The sequence below is a fragment of the Flavobacterium magnesitis genome (genome assembly GCF_041729735.1).
GTDB lineage: Bacteria > Bacteroidota > Bacteroidia > Flavobacteriales > Flavobacteriaceae > Flavobacterium > Flavobacterium magnesitis.
Window position 1 is genome coordinate 1 of record NZ_JBCFQK010000034.1, and the last position, 24,199, is coordinate 24,199.

The window sequence follows — 24,199 nt, forward strand, 5'->3', positions numbered from 1 at the left end:
GGCGTACTCTACTTTGTTTTTTCCGTTTATCAGACTTATTTTGTAATACGTTCTCCTATTATAAGGCATTCCGGTTTTTGACGAGCAGGTTTTGGAGATTTCTGAAATGTCAAAAATATTAAAATGACCAATGTCCTTGTTGATATTATCATTAAGGAATTGATTGATGTCAGGACAGCTTTCTCCTAAAATATCCTGATAAAATTCTTTGATAGTTATTGAATTCATTTTGTTGTAAAAATCAAAGATAGTGTTTTTAGGGTTAGATTTCTATTTAGACTTTCTAACAGATTTATTAATTTAATTTTTTTCCGATGTTGTATTTTTCCGATGTTGTATTCTTAATTGGATAATTTTAAAACTAGATCTTACTTAAGTTTGCGAAGTAAGATCTAGTTTGCAATTATTTTGCTTAAGTGTTAGAATTTTTTTGAAATAATCTTCTATTATATTTTACTATATCTGGATGAGATGGATATGATGGTAGAGAAGAAAGCGCAGCAATAGCCTTATCTCTTAAGGAGGGGGCTTTTTCTTTTATACCATCAGAAAGTGCTTGTTTTAATTCCTCTGCATTAAGTTCAGTGCAATAAGCAGGGGTGCCTGGCTGATGTCTCCAGGATTCAGAAAGATTTCCAGAGTCAACTGCATCAAAACCAGCATCATTGATTAAACCCGTGATTACTTTTTTTGCTTCCTCATCATCTCCAGCTACAGCCATTGCAATTCTGTTTTCAGTAGCAGTTTTTTTTCCACCATTTTCCAATGTTTCTGCCAATAAGTTGTTGAAGGCTTTTATCACAGGTCTTCCTAATTGCTCAGACACCCAAACACTTTCTACTTTTCCGTTTTTAATTTCATCAATGTCCGCATCACGAAAAGGATAGTAATTAGAAGTATCAACTACAATCACATTTTCTGGAACTTTTGCGAATAAGTCTTTGGGTAAAGTTGGAATTGCTACTGTTGGCACTGATAGGATGATAACATCGACATCTTTTACAACATTTTCTATTGTTGCAGGTGATGCTCCTAATTCTAAAGCACGAGCATTTAGTTTCTCTCCTTGCTTTGAATTATTGACTTTCACATTGTGACCAGATGCAACCATTTTTTTTGCGATGGTACCACCAATTGCACCAGTACCAATTATTCCTATTTTCATTTTATATAAATTTTATTTGTTATAATTTTAAATTCAAACTCGTGGATCAATGCCGTATTGATCTGTTACACCCAAATTTTCTCGCAAAGTTTTACCTTCATATTCCGTATGGAAAAGCCCACGCTCTTGCAAAATCGGAACGACTTCATTTACAAAAGCATCAATTCCGTCTGCATTTACATCTGGTGAAATCCAGAATCCATCTGCCGCGCCTGCTTCAAACCAAGCTTGCATATGGTCGGCTGCTTCTACACCAGGACCAACAATTACAGGATGATAATCGATCACACCGTGAGCAAGAATATCCCGTAGACTCCAACCTTCTTTTGCGATTTTTAAAGCATTAGCCGAACGAGGATCATAACGTGACGGTCGGGCTACATCCAGTTGTACTTTTGAAATCGGTTCATTTATTCTGGAAGGGTCAAGTGCAACACCCAACATTTGTTGCAAATAGCCTAATCTTTGTATCAACGAATCTCCACCCAACTTAATGCGTCGATCGAGTGCTGTGCGTCTGTTTTTGGCGATAGTAGTCATCAATCCCGGAATGTATTTGATTTCGTCAGGATCACGACCGTAGCTTTTTGCTGATGCTCTGAAAATATTTCGCTGAGCCTTCGCATCTTCAATGGTAAATGCTGCACCAATGACAACATTGGCAAAACGTCCTGCCAACTCATGTGCGTTGGGACTTCCACCAGCGTGAAAAATAATGGGCTGTCCTTGTTCCGATGGCGGGATATATAGTGGACCTCTGGAACTCACATATTTTCCTTGGAAATTAATTGGAAGGATTTGGTCTTTGTTCGCAAACTGTCCCGTTTTCTGATTATGAATCCAGGCATCTTTTCCCCAACTACCCCAAAGTGATTGTATGAGTTGGATAGTCTCGTGAGCACGACCATAACGGTCTTCGCTTGACGGAATTCTTCTTCCGTAGTTAGCGGCAACATCTTCTCCGCTCGATGTGATGGCATTCCAACCCGCTCTGCCTTGGCTCATAACATCCAATGCTTTAAACTGCCTCGCCAAATTGAAAGGTTCATTAAAAGTGGTAGATCCCGTAGCGACCAATCCAATATATTCGGTTTCTCTCGCCACTGCGGCAAGGGTCATCATCACATCAAGGTTGAAAGCCGGAGCTTCCGTTTCTATATCTGTCATCACTGCACCTGGACCATCGGGTAAAAATAGAAATTGAAACTTTCCACGTTCTGCAGCCTGAGCTTGCTTTACACGCGCATCAAAACTTGTATAGCTCATAGGATCAACTCCTGGCATACGCCAAGCTCCCGACTGAGAACCATAGCCATTTCCGAGGTGAAGACCGATGAGCATTTTTTTATTAATTTTCATAATTTACAAATTTTGAAGAGATTATATTGCAAAATTAAATTAAATTCACTTTCCTTTGTATAGTGATTTCCTAAAGGAAAGTGAATTATATCTAATATATTATGGCAAAAAAGAAAATATATTGTGAGTGTCTAAATACTGTGAAACCTGTTAGAGACACGTTAGATGTTATTAGTGGTAAATGGAAATTGCCCATCATCATTTCGGTTGGTGTTGGCAACAGCCGATTTACGGATATTCAAGAGAGTATTCCTGGTTTGACACCAAAAGTATTGGCAAAAGAACTTAAAGAGCTGGAACAACATCAACTAATCAAGAGGCTAATAATTGAAGATTATCCTGTGAAAATTGTTTACCATCTTGAGCCTTATGCGGATACCTTGACACCCATTATTTATGCGATGAAAGATTGGGGGATTAGCCATCGTGAGAAAATTTTTAAAAAATAAAATGTTAATCTTAGTTATTCACATAATTTTCCATATTTCTTTTAAGTAAGTTTGAATTTCTTAATTTTTCGATTTTCCCCATGCTTTTAAGTTAAAAATACACATTGAAATTGTAATAACAATCAATGTAATTATATAAATACTTTAAACTGTAATAGCGATACCTTCACAAAAAATTGGTTTTAGCCAATTTTTAAATAGAGAATATAGAAATAAGCTGTTTTAAAATAATATTTAGAAAAGGAGAAATGCTTTATATCTATTACCTTAGCAGGATATTCTTTATAGAATAAATTACACTTAAATGTTATAGTTTAAATTGACTATTAAAAAATATGACATCTTCAAAATTGAAAAAAATCACTAAAATTATTTTAAGAATCATACTGTTCTTTATTGCCCTTTTTTTGTTAATCGTGATTGCATTGCAAATTTCATTTGTACAAAATTTTGTAAAAGATAAGGCTGTTACTTATTTGGAAAAAAAGATAAAAACAAAAGTACAGGTGGGTTCTATAGAAATAGGATTGCCTAAAAAAATTATTCTAAATGATTTTTATTTTGAAGATCAGTCTAAAGATACTTTGTTAGCTGGAAAATCTTTAAAAGTAGATATCAGTCTTTTTCAATTATTAAATAATAAAGTAGAAATTAATTCGATTGATTTAGAAAAAATCACTGCTAATATTGAGGTAAACAAAGATTCCGTTTTTAATTTTGATTATATTATCAAAGCTTTTGAATCTCCAAATGAAGCTAAAACAGATTCTAAACCGATGGAGATTTCCATTCAGGAAATTAATCTTGATGCAATTAAATTTAGTTATAAAGATGCTGTTGCTAAAAGTAATATTTCATTATTTATCCAACATTTTGATACTGATATTGATAACTTTGATTTGAATAATTTAGCTTTTGATATCCCTAAAATCAATCTAAAAGGGTTGAAACTGAATTTGAATCAGAATTTAGTTGAAGTTACTAAAAAAGTGACTCAGGAGATTGAAAAACAAGCTGAAACTAATGTGATAAAACTAAAGTTGAAAGATATTAATATGGAAAATATTGATGTTGCTTATAAAAATGCCATCAGTAATCTGGATACCAAAATTCAATTTCAAAAGTTAAAAACCAAAGTAAATAATGTAGATTTAGAAAATCAGGTTATTGATTTGAATTCAATAGAACTGAATAAAACAAGCGGTTATCTTACGTTAACAAAATCAGAAAAAGAATCAGAAAAAGATACTCTGAAATCTGAAGAAAAGACAGATAGCACGCTCTGGAAAATTGACGCTGAGACTATTGTTATTAATACTTTAAATTTTAAATTTGATAATGAGAATGCAGTACGAACTCAAAAAGGAATTGATTACAATCACCTTGAGTTAACCAATTTATCTTTCGATGGAAAATCAATTGCTATTTGGGAAACTTACAGTGGAACCATCAATTCGCTGACTTTTAAGGATAAAAGTGGTTTTCAATTAGACGAATTAACTACTGAATTCAGTTATGCTCCCAAAGGCGCTTCCTTGAAAAAATTGTATCTAAAAACGCCTAACACTACTTTGCAGGATAATATTTTAGTCACTTATCCATCCATAGAATCGCTTAGTAAAAATATAGAATATTTAGCGGTAGATGCTAATTTAAAAGACAGTAAAATAGCTTTTGAAGATGTTTTATTACTTGTTCCGCAGTTGAATACGAACGATATTTTTAAAAATTATCCGAATGCCATTGTAGATTTTAATGCTGTTGTAAAAGGAAAATTAGATAATTTACAAATTGAGAGATTCAATGCAAGCGGAATTGGTACTACAAAAGTTAATGTGAAAGGAACCATCAAAGGTTTGCCTGATGTTGACAAAAGTGTTTTTGATGTTGCAATTTTAAATTTTGAAAGTTCTGCCAAAGATATTTATGCTTTCACACCTAAAAACACCATTCCAAATACGATTCAGTTGCCAGCAAAATTCAATCTAAAAGGAAATTTTAGAGGGAAAATTGCTGCGTTTCAAACTGATTTAGTGTTGAAAAGCTCGATGGGAAATGCAGTTCTAAAAGCAACCTTTGATCAAAGCCGAAAAAATAACGAGAAATACATAGCTGATGCCACGGTTCAAAATTTTGATGTTGGAAAATTAATTAAAAATAAAAAAATAGGCAAAATAACTGCCAATGCCAGAGTTAACGGCAGAAGCCTTGATCCATCAACAGCAACGGCAAAACTGACTTCGAAGATTTTGAAAGCGCAGTACAATGCCTACGATTATAAAAACATCAACCTTAGCGGAAATATTAAAAATGGTATTTTTGAAGCTAATGCGAATGCTACTGATCCTAATTTAACCTTTGTTTTAGCTGCAAAAGGATCATCGAATCCTAAAAAACCAACATTAGATTTAAAACTGAATCTGGATATTATAGATTTGAATAAATTAAATCTTCATGCAGGTCCATTAAAAATAAGAGGGGATGTTACTGCTAATTTTGACGATTTAAATCCAGATAATCTTAACGGAACTGTTGATGCTAATAACTTTACAATTGCTTTAGAAAAAGAGCAATTTTCATTAGATACGATTAGTCTAAAAGCGGTTTCTACTGTTGATAGGGATTCTATTATTTTGAATTCGCAATTCATAAAAGGAGTGGTTTCGGGAAATTATAAACTTTCGACCATTGGCGACCAATTGATTAATTCTATTTCTAAATATTACAAAATAAACAAGGAGTATGTTAAGAATGAGGAAAATCAGAATATGGATTTTAACTTCCTTGTTAAAAATCACGAGATTACTAAAAAGTTATTGCCTGAAATTCAGGAATTATCTGAAATTAAAATTGACGGAAAATACAATTCAGAAAATGATACCATTGTCATCAATGCTTCGATTCCAAAATTAAAGTATGGTAATAATGAAATTTCAAATGGGATATTAAAAATCAATAATGAAGAGAATGCTTTGCTTTATAATTTGTCTTTGGGAGTGCTTAAAAACAGTCAGTTTGAAATTCCAAAAACTACATTAATTGGTAAACTGGAAGACAATATCATTGATTATGAGTTGAATATTAAAGACCTTGAAAATAAAGAAAAATATGTAATTAATGGGAATTTCAAAGATACTTTGGGCGCATCTACCGTTCATCTTAATCCAGAAAGGCTTATTTTAAATTATGAAAATTGGACAATTGATCCTAATAATGTGATCAAATTAGAGGAAAAAGCATTGTTGATTTCTAAGTTTACCATTCAAAATGAAGGACAATCATTTTCGATTCAATCTGAAAATGAGGTTGCCAATGCACCTATTTTAGTGGATTTAAAAAATTTCAAGATAGAATCTTTAACCAGTATTGCCAAATCTAATTTTGAAGCAGGCGGAGTGATTAATGGAAACGCTACTATTAAAGATATAACCGTCGATCCATTATTTATAGCCGATTTAAAGATTGATGATTTTAGTATTAAAAAAGATACCATTGGGAATTTAGTGCTAAAAGTAGATAACAAAACCGCTAATTTATACAATGCAAGTGTTGGATTGTCAGGTTTTGATAATCAGGTAAATATTGACGGAAATTACAATGTTAGTAATCAAAGTTTAGATTTTATTGTGGATATCGAGAAGCTCCAAATGAAATCAGCACAAGCTTTTAGTTTGGATAATATAAGGGAAAGTGAAGGTTATTTAAACGGAAAATTAGATGTTAAAGGAGAAACTTCAAATCCAAATGTGAATGGAAATATTAAATTTAATTCAGTTGCTTTTAATGTGACTCAATTAAATTCAAAATTCAAACTTAATGATGATAATATTACTTTCAATTCCAATAAAATCATTTTTCAAAACTTTAAACTTCAGGATGAGAACGAGAATCCTTTAACCATAAATGGTGCGATAAACAGTCAGGACTATACAAATTTAGGATTCGATTTGAATATTGTTGCTAAAAATTTCAGAGCAGTAAATTCAAAAGCAAAAGACAATAAACTGTTCTATGGCGAATTGTATTTGGATAATAACCTTGAGGTAAAAGGAACTTTAAACAATCCTGTTATTGACGGAAACGTAAAAATTAATGAGGATACAAAATTTACCATTGTATTGCCACAAAGTGATCCATCGATAGCCGATAGAGAAGGAATTGTAGAATTTATAGATCAGGATCAGCCTGTTTTAATTTCGAATATTGATCCAACTGCCGAGCTTACTCAAACAGAAATAACTGGAATTGACGCTTCGGTAAATATTGTGGTGGATAAGGATGCAGAAATTTCTATTGTAATTGACGAAGCGAATGGGGATTACTTAAAATTACAAGGAGAAGCTGAGTTAACAGGAGGAATTGATCCGTCGGGAAAAACAACATTGACTGGTAAATATGAATTTACAGGAGGTGCTTATGAAATGAGTTTCAATTTGATTAGAAGAAAATTTGAAATTCAACCAGAGAGTTATATTCTATGGACAGGAGATCCTACAACTGCCAATATCAATATTACAGCTGTTTACAAGGTGGAAGCTTCACCGCTGGATTTAGTAGATGATCAATTAGCAGGAATAACGGATGAAGCTAGAAATACCTATAAACAAAGAATTCCTTTTGAAACCAACTTAAAAATGGAAGGCGAATTGTTAAAGCCTGAAATTAGTTTTGATATTATTTTGCCAGAAGGAAATAACAGTGTTTCAACAGAAATAATCAATACAATTGAGGCAAAATTAGAACAAATAAGACGAGATGATGATGCTTTAAACAAACAAGTATTTGCTTTGTTACTATTGAATCGTTTTATTGGGGACAACCCTTTTCAAAGTGAAGCTGGAGGAACTAGCGGTAGTTTTTTAGCGAAACAAAGTGTGAGCAAAATTTTATCTCAGCAACTTAATAATTTAGCTGGAGATTTGATAAAAGGTTTTGAATTGGATTTTGATCTTCAGGCTACAGAAGATTACACTACTGGAGAAAAACAAGAAAGAACAGATTTGAGTGTGGGACTTTCAAAACAATTGTTCAATGAAAGATTGAAAGTTACTGTGGGAAGTAGTTTTGGGGTTGAAGGAGCTCAGCAAGAAAACGAGCAATCTACAAATATTGCTGGTGATGTTACTGCTGATTATTTAATTACTAAAGACGGTCGTTATAAATTTAGAGCTTACAGAAAAAATAATTATCAAGTAGCCCTACAAGGTCAAGTGGTAGAAACGGGTGTGGCTTTTATAATTACAATGAACTACAATAAATTTAAAGAGTTATTTCAAAAAAAGGGTAAAGCCTTTAGAAAAAAACAGAGAAGAAATGAGAATAAATAACTACATAACACTACTTTTTTTAGTCAGCTTACTGTTGGGCTGTAGCGGTACGAGTAAAATTCCAGAAGGTGATTTATTATATGTGGGGCATACTATTAAGGTGCAAAAAGGAGAAGAATCTAAAAGCACGAGAAAGAAAGTAAAATCAGAATTGGAAGGTTTGATTCGTCCCGCACCCAATAAATCGATTTTCGGAATGCGACCTGGTATCTTTTTCTATAATCTGGCGGGAAATGTTAAGAAAGAAAAAGGATTTAGATATTGGTTGAAATACAAACTGGGTGCAGAACCTGTTTTAATGAGTAAAGTTGATCTGGATTACAATCAAAAAGTGATTCAAAATAATGTGGAAAACAGCGGGTTTTTCAATGCAAATACCACTGCAGATACTATAAAAAAAGGTAAAAAAGTAAAAGCAACTTATGAGGTTGAATTAAATAATCAGTACAAAATAAAATCAGTTGTTTTTCCAAAGGATTCTATTCTTTTAGCAAAAGAAATAAAACAACTGGAAAAATACAGTTTTTTAAGAGTAGGCAGGCCTTACGATTTAGAGAACATCAAAAAGGAACGTACCCGAATAGATTCAAGGTTAAAAGAGCGTGGTTTTTATTATTTTAACGAAGACTATCTTTTAATTCAGGTTGATAGTACGGTTGCGAATCATGAAGTAGATTTAATTGTAAAAATTAAAAATAACATTCCTGAAAGAGCTAAAAATCAATATAAGATTAATGACATTTATGTTTATCCAAGTTTCAATTTAAGAAGAGATACTATTTCTGGTCGAAAAATGGATACCATTAAATATGATGATATTACCATTATTGATAATAGAACGGTTTTTAAACCTTTTATTTTTGATAAAACTTTATTGTTCAATAAAGACGAATTGTACAATAGAACCACTCATAATTTATCATTGAATAGATTGATTACGTTAGGAACTTTCAAATTTGTCAAGAATGAATTTAAAGAAAATGAAGCGTCTAAAGATAAATTAGATGTTTATTATTATTTAACTCCTTTGCCTAAAAAATCAATTCAGGTAGAAGCATTGGCTAAAACCAATACGGCTAATTATTCAGGTACCGAATTAAATATTAATTGGAGTAATAGAAATTTACTTAAAGGAGCTGAATTATTAAATATATCTGCATTTACAGGTGTTGAAGTTCAGGTTGCTGGTCAAAATAGAGGTTTTAATGTGTATCGTTTTGGAGGTGAAGCCAGTTTGGTTTGGCCTCGTTTTATTTCTCCTTTCGAAATGACTTCTGGTAGTGCTTTTGTACCTAAAACCAAAGCATCTTTAAGTTATGAATACCAATTGAGAACAAAATTATATTCGTTAAAAACCTTTAATGGTTCGTTTGGGTATTTATGGAAAGAAAATGAGCGTAAAGAACACAATTTGAATTTGATTAACATCGCTTATACTTCGCCTAATGATGTCTCCGATTTGTACCAATCTCAAATTGATGACAATCCTTCGTTGCAAAGAGTGATCGACAGACAACTTATTTTTGGGACGAATTATAGTTACACCTACACCAATACAATGGTGCAGAATAAAAAAAATAACATTTATTTTAAGGGAGGAATTGATTTTTCTGGTAATTCATTAGGATTGTTATTAGGTGGTAATGATGAAAACCCTAAAAATTTATTAGGAGTTCCATTCAGTCAATATTCGAAATTAGAACTTGAATTCCGTCATTATTATAATTTTAATAGAGAAACTACGCTTGCCAGCAGAATTATTCTAGGAGCGGGAATTCCTTATGGAAATTCTAAAGATATGCCTTTTATCAAACAATTTTTCATTGGAGGAACAAGTAGTATCAGAGCTTTTAGAGCAAGATCGATAGGTCCGGGAACTTTTGATGGAAGTACGGTAACCGATAATTCATTTTTGCCAGATCAGTCGGGAGATTTAAAGTTTGAATTCAGTACCGAATTAAGAACTCAGATATATAAATTAGTAAAAGGAGCACTGTTTGTAGATGCAGGTAATATTTGGTTGTTAAACAAAACTGATGAAAAACCAGGAGCCGAATTTACAGGACAATTTTTAAACCAACTTGCTGTAGGAACAGGATTAGGTTTGCGTTTTGATTTTAATTTTTTGGTGCTTAGAACTGATTTAGCTTTTCCATTAAGAAAACCTTATTTACCTAAAGGCAATGAATGGGTTATTGATGAAATTAAATTTTCTGATGGTGCTTGGCGAAAAGAAAATTTAATATTTAATATCGCAATTGGGTATCCGTTTTAAAATCAGTTTCTTAAATATATTGACATACATTTTTTCATTGTTATTATGTAAGATAATATTAAAATAATATAATCTAAAACGGAATAAAGAGTGTAATTTTATTTATTATCCTTAATAGTAAAGTTATGCCAAAACAATTACGCAAAGCTGATGACGTTTCATTAAATTCTCCATCACTTATTACTCGGATTCAAGAGCAAAGTATCTCTTTTTTTATTGATCTGGCAAATGCTACACAGTATTTGAAAACCGTGTTTAATAACTTTTTTACCAAGAAATTTGAGTTCCAAGAATTCCTAAAACAATGTTACCAAATAGGTAATAAATCTGTAGGATTAATTTCTATTACAGGTATCATTATTGGTTTAGTACTTACTATTCAATCCAGACCTCCATTGGTTCAATTTGGAGCTGTAGCCATGTTGCCTGGTATGGTGGCCATTTCTATAATTAGAGAAATGGGACCTGTAATTACAGCTTTAATTTCTGCTGGAAAAATAGGTTCGAGTATGGGAGCCGAACTAGGTTCCATGCGAGTGAGTGAGCAAATAGATGCTATGGAAGTCTCTAACACCCACCCAATTAATTTTTTAGTAATCCCAAGAGTTTTAGCAGCAACTGTAATGATACCATTACTAACCTTGTATGCGGATGCTATTGGGATTTTTGGTAGTTGGTTAGGAATAAACATTAAAGACGATATGAGTTTTCAATTGTTTTTAACCCAAGCGTTTATTAATGTAGATTTTCTAGACATTATTCCTGCGGTAATCAAGTCTTTCTTTTTTGGGGCTGTTATTGGTTTAGTAGGCTGTTATAAAGGATATAATGCTGGTAGAGGAACTGAGAGTGTTGGGATTGCAGCAAATTCAGCTGTTGTAACCGCATCATTATTATTAATCATTGTAGACTTAATTGCTGTACAAATAACCGATTTATTATAATGAAAAAGCAATCTAACAAAGTAGTTATAGATATTAAGAATCTTAAAAAAAGCTTTGGCGACTTGAAGGTTCTTGACGGTATTACATTGCAACTTTATGAAAAAGAAAATTTAGTTGTATTAGGTAAATCGGGATCAGGTAAATCAGTTTTAATCAAATGTATTGTAGGTCTTTTAAAACATGATAAAGGAAGTATTACAGTAGGAAAACATGATTTGACTGATATTGAAGAAGAAGATTTAATAAAAGTACGCAAGAAAACAGGTTTCCTCTTTCAGGGCGCTGCACTTTATGATTCTATGACGGTGAGAGAAAATTTGACATTTGCTCTTTCGAGAATAAAAGAGAAATTTTCGAAAGAAGAAATTAATGATAAAATTGTTGAAGCCTTAGAAAATGTAGGTTTGCCTGATGCCATCGATAAGATGCCATCGGAATTATCGGGAGGGATGAAAAAAAGAATTGGTTTAGCAAGAACATTGGTTGTTCATCCCGAAATTATTTTATACGATGAACCCACAACGGGGTTAGACCCCATAACTTCAAATGAAATAAGCAGTTTGATAAACGAAACCCGATCTAAATTTAACAATTCATCCATCATTATTACGCATGACATCAATTGTGTTAAAAGAGTAGCTGATAGAATTGTAATGATTAAGGACGGAAAAGTTTATAAAGAAGGCAGTTTAGAGGAATTCCTCAACGATGAAGATGCATACATTCAATCATTTTTTAAATAGATTATTATGAAAACAAATAGCAACGCATATAAAGTAAAATTAGGAATTTTTGTATCTTTAGGAATCTTGATATTATTTCTAATCATTTTTTTCATTGGAACCAATCAAAATTTATTTGGTTCAAAATTTAGAATTAATACTAATTTCCGCAATGTGAGTGGATTACAAATTGGAGCGCAGGTTCGTTTTTCCGGAATTGCCATTGGAACTGTTGAAAATATCGCAATAATAAATGATTCTACAGTAAATGTTGAGGCTGTGATGGATTTAGATGTCAAGAAATTTATTAAAAAAGATAGTAAAGCTTCAATAGCTTCAGAAGGAGTTATTGGGAATAAAATTCTAATTATTTCGCAAGGAAGTACAAAACTACCTGAAATTAAAGATGGCGCGACCATCACGTCTATGGAACCTTTAGAATTTGATGCTATTTTATCATCAGTTCAGGTAACGGCAGAGAATGCGGAGATTATTACCAGCGAACTGGCTCTTTTATTAAATAATGTTAATAATGGTGAAGGTACTATAGGGAAGCTGATGAATGATGAGGAAATGGCAAAAGACTTAGATAAAACAATGGAAAATTTAAGAAAAAGTTCCAAAGGTTTAAATGAAAATATGGAAGCTGCCAAAAGCAACTTTTTATTGAGAGGTTACTTTAAAAAGAAAGAAAAAGAAAAAGAGAAAGAAGCCGAAAGACTAAAAAAAGAGGCGGAGAAAAAGGAAAAAGAAGCTAAAAAACAAGCTGAAAAAGCAAAGAAATAATAAGTAATAAATTTTAAAATTGCCTTAATGGATCAGATTATAAAACCAAATATAATTCGTCAACTCTTCGTTCTTTTATTAATCCTTTTAATGGGAGGCTTGATTTTTAGAGAAATGCTTCCTTACTTTTTAGGAGTATTAGGAGCTATTACCTTGTATGTGTTGTTAAAGGGAAGTATGAAAAAGCTGGAAAAAAGAGGTTGGAGACCTAGTTTAGCTGCAGCATTTCTTATGTTTATGTCTTTTATTTCTATTTTAATTCCTATTGCAGGTGCGTTATTAATGTTAGGTAATAAAATAGGTCAAGCTACTAAAAACTCAGAAAGGTTTATAAAAGTGGTTAAATCCAATTTGAAAAGTTGGGAACAATCTTTAGGATTTAGTATTACTGACCAAATTGATGCTTCTTCTATTTCGAGCAGAATAGCCAATAGTGTAAGTGATATTTTAGGAGGGACTTTGAATACATTTATTGCGGTTTCTATAATGTACTTTTTCTTGTATTATATGCTAATCAATCAAAAGCAACTTAGAAAAGTTTTGATTGAATACATTCCTATGAAAAACGAAAACATTGAAACATTAGGAGTTAAAATCAACGAAATGGTACGTTCTAATTCATTAGGAATTCCTCTTGTGGCAATAGCTCAGGGTATTGTTGCTTTAATAGGATTTTTGATATTTGGCGTAGAAAGTCCGTTTTTCTGGGCTGTAGTTGTAACTATCGGTTCAATGCTTCCTTTTATTGGAAATTTTTTAGGAACCATTCCTGTTTTTATATTGGCATTGTCTGATGGAAATACATTTCAAGCCTGGGGTGTTTTAATATACGGTATAGTAGTGGTGGGAACTACCGATAATATCATTCGTTTGTATGTATTAAAAAAAATGGATAATGTTCATCCTTTAATTACTCTTTTAGGAGTTATAATCGGAATTCCGCTTTTTGGTTTTCTGGGTTTAGTTTTTGGTCCGTTATTGCTTAGTTTGTTCTTATTAGTAGTACGCATTTATAAACAGGAATTTGTAAAAGAATAAAAGTTTTTCTGAATTTTTTATTGAAATAACGTTTTAAAAATAAATAGTTGTCTATGGATTGGAATATCATTTTAATGTTCGGGGTATTGTTATCTACGATAGTGCTGTTTGTTTTTGAAATTTTTTCAATAGACAAAATAGCATTTTTAATTATTGTATCGTTAATCTTGTTAGGATTAGTAACCCCTGAGCAAGGTGTTAGTGGTTTTTCAAATGGTGCAACAATTACGGTACTCACATTAATGATATTAGCTATAGCAATGGAAGAAAATGGAGTTATCCATTGGCTTACTTCTGGTATGGGGAAGATTAAATCGCTGCCCATTTACGTTATGGCTCCTATTTTTATGTTTGTTACAGCAGGTATTTCGGCTTTTATAAGTACTACAGCAGTGGTTGTTGTATTCATTAAAGTTGTCAACCAGCTTTCAGAAAAGTATAAAATCCCGCAATCTAAATTGCTGTTGCCTATTTCTTTTGCAGGTATTTTAGGTGGATCTTGTACTTTGATGGGAACATCCACTAATTTAATTGTGAATTCAGTTGCTAATAATTTAGGAGCAGAACAAATAGGCTTTTTTGAGTTTTCAGTATTAGGAATTACATTTTTATGTGTTGCTGTAGTTTTTGTTACCTTAACCTTACGTTGGCTTCCGTGGGATAAAGCAAAAAGCCTTAGTAAAGATTACGAAATTGAAGATTATATTACTAAGATTCGGATCAATTCAGATTCAAAATTAATAGGCACAAAAATTCAAGATAGTTTTCTGTTTTTAAATGAAAATATCTCGCTATTGCAAATCATTAGAAACAATCTTGTTCATAATTCTCCAGGGAAATATATTACGCTTAAGGAAGGCGATGAACTTCTTTTGATGTGTAATATTGAGAATTTAGCTTTGATAAAAAAATCAGATGATTTTTCAGTTTATGAAGAAAAAGATGTGGATGAATTACAACTAGAGGCTGAAAAAAACAAAGAAACGGAAGTTATTACGGAACTTTATGAAAATGTTTTTGTCGAACTTTTAATACTTCCAGGTGCTATTTTGATTGATAAAAATATGGGTAGTTTGCGTAGTTTGATGATTCAAGATGCTATTCCTTTGGCCATAAAAAAGAGAAAAACCTTTATGAATATAAAGGAACGAATTGTACGAAGTAGTATGAATAATTTGGTTTTAAAAGCCGGTGACCGACTATTAGTAGAAGTATCAAAATCGCAGCTTCCTGCTTTACAATCCATGGAAAATGTAGTTTTATTACAAGAATTTGACACTGCTGATAAAATTTCAAATTTTAAAAAATATTTTTCATTAGCTGTTTTAATTCTAGTAATTGGTTTAGCAGCAACAGGTTTATTGTCTATAATGGTAAGTGCATTAACGGGAGTTAGTGTTTTGTTACTAACAAAGAATTTAGATTTGAATACGATTTACAAAAAAGTAAATTGGCAAATCTTTTTCTTACTGGCAGGTATGATGCCATTGGGATTTGCTATGCACAATACGGGTACTGATATTTTTATTTCAGAAAAATTATTGGATTTTTTAGGGGGTCAGTCTAATTACATTATTATTGGTACACTATTTTTAGTAACCATGTTATTAAGTGGAGTAGTGAGTAATAATGCAACGGCGGTTATCATGACTCCTATTGCTATCTCTATTGCTCAAGGTATGAATTTAGATTTTAAACCTTTTATATTGACGATTATGTTTGCAGCTAATTTTAGTTTTTTTACTCCTATGGGCTATCAAACGAATACCATAATATATGGAATAGGTAATTATAATTTTAAACATTTTTTATTGATAGGAGGAATATTAAGTACGATTTTATGGCTATTGGCAACATTCTTATTGACAAAAATGATATAATAATTTAGAATATGGAAGATAATTTTGAATTCGAAAAAACCATAAATAATTTATGGGATAAGCTAGACGGTTGGCTGGATGCATTCATTTTGAAATTGCCAAATTTTATTATGGCAATTCTAATTATGATCTTGTTTTATTTTATTGCGCGAAGCATTAAAAAAATATTGCAGAAAATTTTAGTGTACCGAGTGGCTCAAAAATCGATACAAAACATCTCTGCTAAAATTGCTTTTATAGTAGTTTTATTAATTGGTTTTTTTATATCATTAAGCGTTTTAGGACTTAATAAATTGTTGACCAGTGTTCTTGCGGGTGCTGGGGTTTTAGGTTTAGCCATAGGTTTAGCATTGCAGGGAACATTAAGCAATACTTTTGGAGGAGTGGTATTATCGTTTATGCACAAAATTAGAATAAACGATTATATAGAAACGGCTGATGTTAAAGGATTTGTTTCAGAAATTACTTTGCGAAACGTAGTGCTAAGACAAACCGATAATAATTATGTAATTGTGCCCAATTCAAAATTTGTGGACAATCATTTTACGAATTATTCTATAAGTACCCGAAGCAGAATTGCAGTAAAATGTTTTGTGAGTTATGAAAGTGATCTTCAAAAGGTAGAAGATTTAGTAATACGTATTATCAACGAAAATTTCGAACAAGCCGATGATGAAAAAGTAGAATTTTTCTTTACGGAATTTGGTGATTATTCAATTGGTTTTATGACCCGATTTTGGATTGACATGATCAAAATTAAACAAGAACATGATGCCAGACATAAAGCCATAAAACTTATAAAAAGTCATTTTGAAGCCGAAGGAATAACTATTCCATATCCAATTAGAACGGTGGAATTTGGCAAAAATACTTTCGATGCTAAATCAGAAGACGACAATCAGGAAAATAATTAAGGAGAATCTTTAATTAAATAGTAATCATAAAAAATAGAAGAACATGAAAAATGAATTTGACAAACATGAAATAGGTTATATTAAAACGTATCAGGATAAAGGTTTTACAGCTAATTTTTATTTTGAAAACAATAAACTTATAAATAGCGATACTAAAACAGAATACCAGCCAGAAGATATTTTTGTTGTGGCGGAGCATCGATATGAAGGAATTAGTAATCCTGAAGATATGTCTATTTTATACATTATTAAAACTACAAATGGTGATAAAGGAACTTTACTAATGGGGTATGGACCAACTGCTGATTTAGAGTTATCTGAATTTTTCAAAAAAATCCCTGAATCTAATATTTCAGATGAAGAAAGTATCAATAATGACAAATAGATTTTTGCTTTCTATTTAAAATTATATGACTATCCGTTACTTGTACCAATTTTGAGAATGGCACACGGATGATACCGATTTAAACCGATAAAAACTGATTTTAATATTAATAGCAGCGAAAATCTGCCTAATCCGTTTCATCTGCGTTCTTTATTGGGATATTAGTCCGCTTAGCGGACAAGTCAATAAAATTATAAATAGATTGCACAATTGTAGTAACCCAATTTGCTTTGATTGTTATTTTAAAGCGGAATATTACCAATAAAATATTATGAAGATTAGAAATAAAAAATATATAAAAATATTCTCCATTTTACTATTTATTGTCTTGGGAATTCTCATACTACAAGGATATGCTAAAAAAAAACTGGAGGGATTGATAGTTGAAAAAATCCCTCAAAATTATTCCCTAAAGTATTCTGATATAGATATTAATATTGTATTAGGTAACATCGCTTTGAATAATACAAGCCTTAAAATTAAAAATAAAGATACTACTCAATACCATACTGATTTAAAGACAGAAAGTCTTGAATTAAACGGGATTGGTTATTGGGATTTATTGTTCAATGAAATTCTTACGATTAAAAGCCTTGAATTAAAAAATCCTAAGCTGCTTTATTATCCGTACAAAAAAAGTGTTTCTAAAGAAACAGATGTTAAGTCCAATGATGATGGAATAAAAACACTTAACATTAAAAAAATCGCGATTACAAATGGAAGTGTAGCGGTGATGAGAAAAAGTGCCGATAGTATTAAGATGGCACTTTCGTCTTATAATTTAACTATTCTGGATAGTAGTCTCGATTTAAAATCTAAAGAAAAAATGCCTGTAACTTATAATAGTTACGAGCTCGATGCTCAGGAAATAGTTTTAGATAATAATGCTTTTGATAAACTTAAAATTGATTCTGTTTCTGCCAATAAAGAAGAATTGAAAATAACTAATTTTCAAATTATTCCTAAATACGGTAAAAAAGAATTGTCAGCACATTTAAAAAAAGAGCGCGATTATATTAAGTTGAACATTCCGCAGATTATTCTAAAAGAATTTGATTTTAATTTAGATAAACCTCGATTGGCAATTACTGCAACATCAGGCGAAATAGTAAAACCTAATCTCGAAATTTATAGAGACAAACTCATTGCTGATGATTTAACGATAAAACCATTGTATAGTAAATCCTTAAGAAATTTGTCTTTTGATTTGAAAATCGATGAACTAAAAATTAAAAACGGATACATCTCTTATGCGGAATTAGTAGATCCCGATAAAAAAGCAGGTAAGTTATTTTTTGATGAGGTAGATGCTACTATTTACGAAATTTCCAACTTGAAAAAAGCTAAAAAAACAGAAATAAAAGTCATATCTAAATTGATGGGAGAAGCACCATTAACCTTAAACTGGACTTTTGATGTCAATAATTCAGCTGATGAATTTACGGTGAATGGTTCGGTAAGTAACCTAAATGCTCCCGTTTTAAATCCATTTTTCCAACCGAACTTGAATGCCCTTGCCGAAGGAACATTACAGCAAATGTATTTTAATTTTTATGCTAATAATACAGTATCAAAAGGAGAAATGAAAATGAAATATGACGATTTCAACTTTAAAATATTGCGTAAAAACAGCAACAAAATCAATAAGGTTTTAACAACTATAGGAAATATTTTTATTCGAAAAGACTCTAAAGAAGATCCAAAAGATTTTCGATATGGAGATATTGAGGCAGAACGTGATGCAACCAAATCTTTTTTCAACTACTTGTGGATTAACGTAAAAAGCGGAGTTGTTAGCACGTTAACAGGTAATGGTAAAAAAGAATAAAAAAGAGACTTAAATTTAAATTACAAATACACTTTTTAAATTGGATTGGGTTAACAAATAACTTTTTAAGGGTAATGTAAGTGCTTCATAATAGATAAATTAGCTTAAACATTATTGCGATTGATGATGTAGAAGGTAAATTAAATTGGAGTCTTATGAAATACAGCCAAAACATAGAAAGCAAAGTTACGACTACACTTTTTAAAAAGGAGAAAAATAACTTTAAGAGAAAAATTAGTATTGAAAAAAGCAAGGCTAAACCTTTAGCAAAAATACTATTAGTTGCCACTTATCCACCCCGGGAATGTGGTATTGCCACTTACACATTTGATCTAAAAGGTGCTTTAGATAATAAATTCGAAAATTCTTTCGATATACAAATATGCGCATTGCAATCCAATACAGAACCGCATGATTACAAACAGAAAGAAGTTAGTTTAGTTTTAAATACGGATGATTCAGAATCCTATGAATCTATTGCTAATAGTATAAATTCCGATAAGGATTTAGAACTTGTAATGATTCAGCATGAATTTGGTTTGTTCAGTAATGACGAAGCTTCTTTTTTTAAATTCCTAAGAGCGCTTACAAAACCCATAATTATTGCTTTTCATACGGTACTTCCAAAACCCAACGAAGCTTTGGAGAAAACAGTCAAAGAACTGGTTGCTATTGCCCAAAAAGTTACTGTAATGACAAATTCGTCGGCTGATTTGTTACAAAATACTTATGGAGTTGATCCAGATAAAATTAAAATCATTTCACACGGAACGCATTTGGTCAAACATTTAGACAAATCCATTCTTAAAGAAAAACACAATGTATTAGGTAGAAAAGTAATTTCTACATTTGGGTTTTTAGGGCCAGGAAAAAGCATAGAAACTACACTAAATGCTTTGCCTGAAATTATTAAAGAGCATTCTGATATTTTGTTTTTAATTGTTGGGAAAACACATCCTACATTATTTCATCAAGAAGGAAACTCCTATATGGAATATTTGCAAAAAATAGTGGAGGACTTAGATATCAGTAATTATGTCAAATTTGTAAATAAATTTGTGCCACTTCCTGAATTGCTGGAGTATTTACAACTTTCAGATTGTTATGTTTTTACTTCAAAAGATCCCAATCAAGCCGTAAGTGGTACTTTTTCTTATGCAGTAAGTTGTGGTTGTCCAATACTTTCTACACCCATTCCGCATGCTAGAGAAGTTTTGCAAGACGGTCAGGGATTGTTATTTGATTTTGGTAATTCCAAACAATTAGCCGAAAAATTGAATGAATTATTAAAAGATGAAGATTTGCTCGAAAGTATGAAATTAAAAGCATTGCATACTTCTTCGGCAACTTCATGGGACAATGCTGCTATAGCGCATGCTTCTCTTTTTTCTGAAGAAATGGTAAAAGATATACAGCTAACCTATAAAAAACCAAAGCTGAATTTTGACCATCTAAAAGCATTGACTACCCATGTGGGGATCATTCAATTTTCAAAAATTGACACTCCAGATTTAGAATCGGGCTACACCTTAGATGATAATGCAAGAGCACTGGTAACGGTTTGTGAAAACTATAAACTGACCAAAAACCCAGAAGATATACAATTAGCCAAAATCTATATCAACTTTATCCTGAAATGTCAGCGAAATAATGGTTTGTTCCTAAATTATGTAGATAAACATCAAAAATTTACAAGCCAAAATGCCGAAGTAAATCTTGAAGATTCTAATGGAAGAGCTATTTGGGCATTAGGAACTGCTTATTCTTCATTAGAAGAAGCGATAGATCTTGATACTCCATTGTTTCAGAATATAAAATGGTGTGTGAACTATTTTAGTAAAGAATTGCATCAATTTAATTCCCCCCGAGCATTGGCTTTTGCTATAAAAGGATTGTATTATTTTAATACAATTGAGAATGATGTCAAGACTACTGAAATTATAAATGAGGCAGCAAAAAAACTTACAAATCTGTATAATTCTCATTCTGAAAACGACTGGAAATGGTTTGAACCTTATCTTACTTATGGGAATAGCGCCTTATCAGAATCCCTTTTGTATGCATGGAAATCTACTAATGACGCAGAATTCAAATTAATAGCGAAAGAATCTTTTGATTTTTTGCTATCTAAAATCTTTACAGAGGACGCCATTAGAGTTATTTCTAATAAAAACTGGCTGATGAAAGGGGTAGATGAAAAATCAGCCGATTTGGGTGGAGAACAACCTATAGATGTTGCGTACACGATCTTTGCTTTAAAACAATTCAATGCAGAGTATCCAAATGAAGGTTATGATAAAAAAATGGAAGTTGCTTTTAATTGGTTTTTAGGCAATAATCATTTAAAGCAAATAATCTACAACCCGTGTACTGGCGGTTGTCATGATGGACTTGAAGCTTTTAATGTTAATCTAAACCAGGGTTCAGAATCGACTGTGAGTTACTTGTTATCCAGATTGGCTTTTGAAGAAGAAGAAATCATCTAAAATGGAATATTTTGCACATTAAAAAAGCTTACAAGATTTAATTTTGTAAGCTTTTTCAATGGTGATATTTTACTTTTTTAATTCAGCCAACAGTTCATCCATATTTACTGTAACATAAGAGGAAGCATAATCTGAAACAGCATAAGGCAAGATTAAATGGTTATTGTGAATGATACTTCCGCAAGAGTAAACAACATTAGGAACATAGCCATTTCTTTCTTCTTCTAATGGAGATAGTAGCGGTTCTTTTAGTCTTCCAATTTCTATTGTGGGATCTTCTAAATCCAATAGGGACACCCCAATGGAATAACGTCTCATAGGACCTACACCATGTGTAATAATCAACCAACCGTGTTCAGTATAAATGGGTGAGCCACAATTTCCTATTTGGGTAAATTCCCATGGAAATTTAGGTTCCTGAATTTTTATTGGATCATTCCATAATGTAATCCTATTCGAATAAAATAAATAATTATTAACACCATCTATTCTGGCTAACATGGCATATTTTCCTTTTATTTTTCGAGGGAAAAGAGCAAAATTTTTGTTCTGAGCTCCATTTCCATGCATCGGCATAATTCGGAAATTTATAAAATCATTTGTGGAAAGTAACTTTGGAAGTATCGTAAAACCATCATAAGCAGTATAAGTAGCGTAAATTTTTTCAGTTCCATCATCTTCTGTAAAACGAACAAATCGGGCATCTTCAATACCACGACTTTCTGATGAAGAAATGGGCAAAATAGCACGTCCGGATATTTTAGAATCTTTGTTAAATTCAATATCATAATAAGAATTAACTAGCCATGTCATTTCTTTAAGCGCTTTTCTTTTTGACTCATCAATGTCTAGTGCCAGAATGTTTTTGACTGCTTCTTTAAGGGTGTAATATTCAAAACGATTGGGTAAAGTATCCATTATGGGAGTCGAATATTTTTTAGGAATATTCATTTCTTCCATTTTATCCATAAATCGTTTTTTGTTGTACGATTTTTTCTCAATGATATTTGGAAGATCAATATGTTTGTGCGCTTCCACCATTTTAAGATTATTGGATGCATCCAAAATCCCTTTTCTAAAAACAATGGAAGACAAATGGCCTTCTCCTGTAGCTCTAAAAGATAAGATGACTCTTTTTTCTCCTTCTTCTAAAAATGACTGGTCAAAATCTTCCATAATAGAAGGGTTAAACAAAGCGGCTGCTTCCAGAGAATATTCTAATGTTGAATAAGAGCCTATTAAAAGTCGTCTTTCTAAAGAAAGTTTATCGTAATCAACTCCTATAGAATCGATTAGTTTTTTAGAATTGTTGGCGTGTTTTAAGAAAATTTCGGAAATATTTCTATGCCTGTTTTTAAATTCATTAAAAGTAATTTCAAGTTCCTGCTTAACTGTTTCTTCGCTTAATTCCATTATACGTTGGACTAAATTAATAGTTCGGGTATCTCCATTATTGAAAAAACGAGCAACAACTCTGCTTGAATCAGGTCGGAAATAAAGGTTTTTACGATTTACTTGTATTGGCATAATAGTATTAATTTTTTTTTAAAGTTGATTTGTAATTATTTAGAATGTATCAAATAAGTATTTAAAAGAATAATTGTGTTTTACTAAAAACACTTATTTTGAATTTAATAATTTGATTAAGAATGATTTAAGTGCGTTGTTTGAGATTTTGCACCAATATTTTTAAACTAAAAAGGTGAATTTGTTTTAAAGATATTTACAAAAGATAAAGGATGTTAATCTTAAAAATATAATTCTTAACCCAAATGCAAAATCAGGGAATATTTGGTACTAATTAATATTTGTATTTCCTATTTAGAGTCATATTTTTTATCGTTTAAGAGCAAAAAAAGAAGAAATAATTAGTAAATTTAATTTGAGCCTAGCTTTTCTTTTTAACTGTTTTATAAAAAACGATTATTATTAAAAATATGGAAATTCATAAATTAGAATTAGAGCAATTACTATGTCAACCAGAAGAAATAATAGTTAAATACAATCTTATTTATGCCTATGATGAAGATTTGATAATTATTAGAAAAAAGAAGGGCAAAGGATTTACTTACTTGATGAATGGCGAACGTATGCTGGATAAGATACATCTTGAGCGTATTAAAAGTTTAGTTATTCCTCCTATGTGGGAAGGAGTGAGAATAAGCAACATTGAAAACACGCATTTGCAAGCAATAGGAAGAGATGCTAAAAACAGAAAACAGTATTTATACCATGTCAACTGGAGTAAAATAAGAAATACAACTAAGTTTTATAAAATGTATTCTTTTGGTAAAGCGCTTCCATTAGTTAGAAAACAAGTTGATTTGGATTTAAAAAAGAAAGGATGGTCTAAGGAAAAAGTAGTTGCTCTAGTCATTAGATTGATGGAAGAAACACACATTCGTATTGGGAATAGTTATTACGAAAAAGAAAATAAAAGTTATGGTTTAACGACCTTACGGAAAAGGCATGTGAATATTTTTAAAGATAAAATGAAAATTCAATTTACGGGTAAAAAAGGTATTGAACACAGTATTACAATCCGGAATAAGAAAATTATAAAATTAGTTAGCCGTTGCGAGGAACTTCCAGGATGGGAATTGTTTAAGTTTATTGATGAAAATGGAGAAAAAAAAGTAAT

General features: G+C 31.4%; 15 protein-coding genes and 2 pseudogenes. 13 read left to right on the forward strand and 4 right to left on the reverse strand.

What is annotated here, in order from left to right; genetic code table 11:
- From AAGV33_RS15595 to AAGV33_RS15605, 3 genes and pseudogenes are all read right to left on the reverse strand, one after another.
- Positions 1 to 228 (reverse strand): annotated as a pseudogene (locus tag AAGV33_RS15595) (AraC family transcriptional regulator); the annotation flags it as partial.
- A 184-nt stretch (positions 229 to 412) separates the two neighbouring features.
- The gene (locus AAGV33_RS15600) at positions 413 to 1,165 is read right to left on the reverse strand and encodes an NADPH-dependent F420 reductase (protein ID WP_373393245.1); all 753 of its coding nucleotides are present in this window, start codon (positions 1,163 to 1,165) and stop codon (positions 413 to 415) included.
- A 33-nt stretch (positions 1,166 to 1,198) separates the two neighbouring features.
- Positions 1,199 to 2,524, reverse strand: a complete 1,326-nt coding sequence (locus tag AAGV33_RS15605; RefSeq protein WP_373393247.1) for an NtaA/DmoA family FMN-dependent monooxygenase — start codon at positions 2,522 to 2,524, stop codon at positions 1,199 to 1,201.
- A gap of 101 nt (positions 2,525 to 2,625) precedes the next feature.
- Here AAGV33_RS15605 and AAGV33_RS15610 point away from each other — a divergent pair, with 101 nt between their 5' ends.
- The 12 genes from AAGV33_RS15610 (at position 2,626) to AAGV33_RS15665 (ending at position 21,558) form a co-directional block, all read left to right on the forward strand.
- Entirely contained in the window at positions 2,626 to 2,973 is a 348-nt protein-coding gene (locus tag AAGV33_RS15610; protein ID WP_373393249.1) for a winged helix-turn-helix transcriptional regulator, read from the forward strand.
- 335 nt (positions 2,974 to 3,308) lie between these two features.
- A complete protein-coding gene (locus AAGV33_RS15615) occupies positions 3,309 to 8,300 on the forward strand; it encodes a translocation/assembly module TamB domain-containing protein (protein WP_373393251.1) in 4,992 nt (1,663 codons plus the stop codon).
- Positions 8,287 to 10,575, forward strand: coding sequence for a translocation and assembly module lipoprotein TamL (tamL, locus tag AAGV33_RS15620; RefSeq protein WP_373393252.1), 2,289 nt, complete (start codon positions 8,287 to 8,289; stop codon positions 10,573 to 10,575). Before AAGV33_RS15615 ends, tamL begins: the two co-directional genes overlap by 14 nt.
- Before the next feature lie 125 nt (positions 10,576 to 10,700).
- A complete protein-coding gene (locus AAGV33_RS15625; RefSeq protein WP_373393253.1) occupies positions 10,701 to 11,519 on the forward strand; it encodes an MlaE family ABC transporter permease in 819 nt (272 codons plus the stop codon).
- Positions 11,519 to 12,262, forward strand: a complete 744-nt coding sequence (locus tag AAGV33_RS15630) for an ABC transporter ATP-binding protein (RefSeq protein ID WP_373393255.1) — start codon at positions 11,519 to 11,521, stop codon at positions 12,260 to 12,262. The genes AAGV33_RS15625 and AAGV33_RS15630 overlap by 1 nt, the downstream gene beginning before the upstream one ends.
- 6 nt (positions 12,263 to 12,268) lie before the next feature.
- Positions 12,269 to 13,027 (forward strand): MlaD family protein, encoded by a 759-nt coding sequence (locus AAGV33_RS15635; protein ID WP_373393257.1) that lies wholly within the window; start codon positions 12,269 to 12,271, stop codon positions 13,025 to 13,027.
- 27 nt (positions 13,028 to 13,054) lie between these two features.
- On the forward strand, positions 13,055 to 14,065 hold the full coding sequence (locus tag AAGV33_RS15640) for an AI-2E family transporter (protein ID WP_373393258.1): 1,011 nt from the start codon (positions 13,055 to 13,057) through the stop codon (positions 14,063 to 14,065).
- Positions 14,066 to 14,118: 53 nt separating this feature from the next.
- On the forward strand, positions 14,119 to 15,945 hold the full coding sequence (locus AAGV33_RS15645; RefSeq protein WP_373393260.1) for an SLC13 family permease: 1,827 nt from the start codon (positions 14,119 to 14,121) through the stop codon (positions 15,943 to 15,945).
- Positions 15,946 to 15,956: 11 nt separating this feature from the next.
- A complete protein-coding gene (locus tag AAGV33_RS15650; protein ID WP_373393262.1) occupies positions 15,957 to 16,859 on the forward strand; it encodes a mechanosensitive ion channel family protein in 903 nt (300 codons plus the stop codon).
- A 43-nt stretch (positions 16,860 to 16,902) separates the two neighbouring features.
- A complete protein-coding gene (locus AAGV33_RS15655; RefSeq protein WP_373393263.1) occupies positions 16,903 to 17,244 on the forward strand; it encodes a hypothetical protein in 342 nt (113 codons plus the stop codon).
- 271 nt (positions 17,245 to 17,515) lie between these two features.
- Positions 17,516 to 19,072, forward strand: a complete 1,557-nt coding sequence (locus tag AAGV33_RS15660; protein WP_373393265.1) for a hypothetical protein — start codon at positions 17,516 to 17,518, stop codon at positions 19,070 to 19,072.
- Between the two features lie 155 nt (positions 19,073 to 19,227).
- Positions 19,228 to 21,558 carry a glycosyltransferase gene (locus AAGV33_RS15665; protein WP_373393266.1) on the forward strand — a complete coding sequence of 777 codons (2,331 nt, stop codon included), beginning with the start codon at positions 19,228 to 19,230 and terminating at the stop codon, positions 21,556 to 21,558.
- A 69-nt stretch (positions 21,559 to 21,627) separates the two neighbouring features.
- Here the strand turns inward: AAGV33_RS15665 and AAGV33_RS15670 are convergent, their stop codons facing one another.
- Positions 21,628 to 23,085 (reverse strand): glycoside hydrolase family 130 protein, encoded by a 1,458-nt coding sequence (locus tag AAGV33_RS15670; RefSeq protein WP_373393268.1) that lies wholly within the window; start codon positions 23,083 to 23,085, stop codon positions 21,628 to 21,630.
- Positions 23,086 to 23,495: 410 nt separating this feature from the next.
- Here AAGV33_RS15670 and AAGV33_RS15675 point away from each other — a divergent pair.
- Positions 23,496 to 24,199, forward strand: a pseudogene (locus AAGV33_RS15675) (DNA topoisomerase IB); the annotation flags it as partial.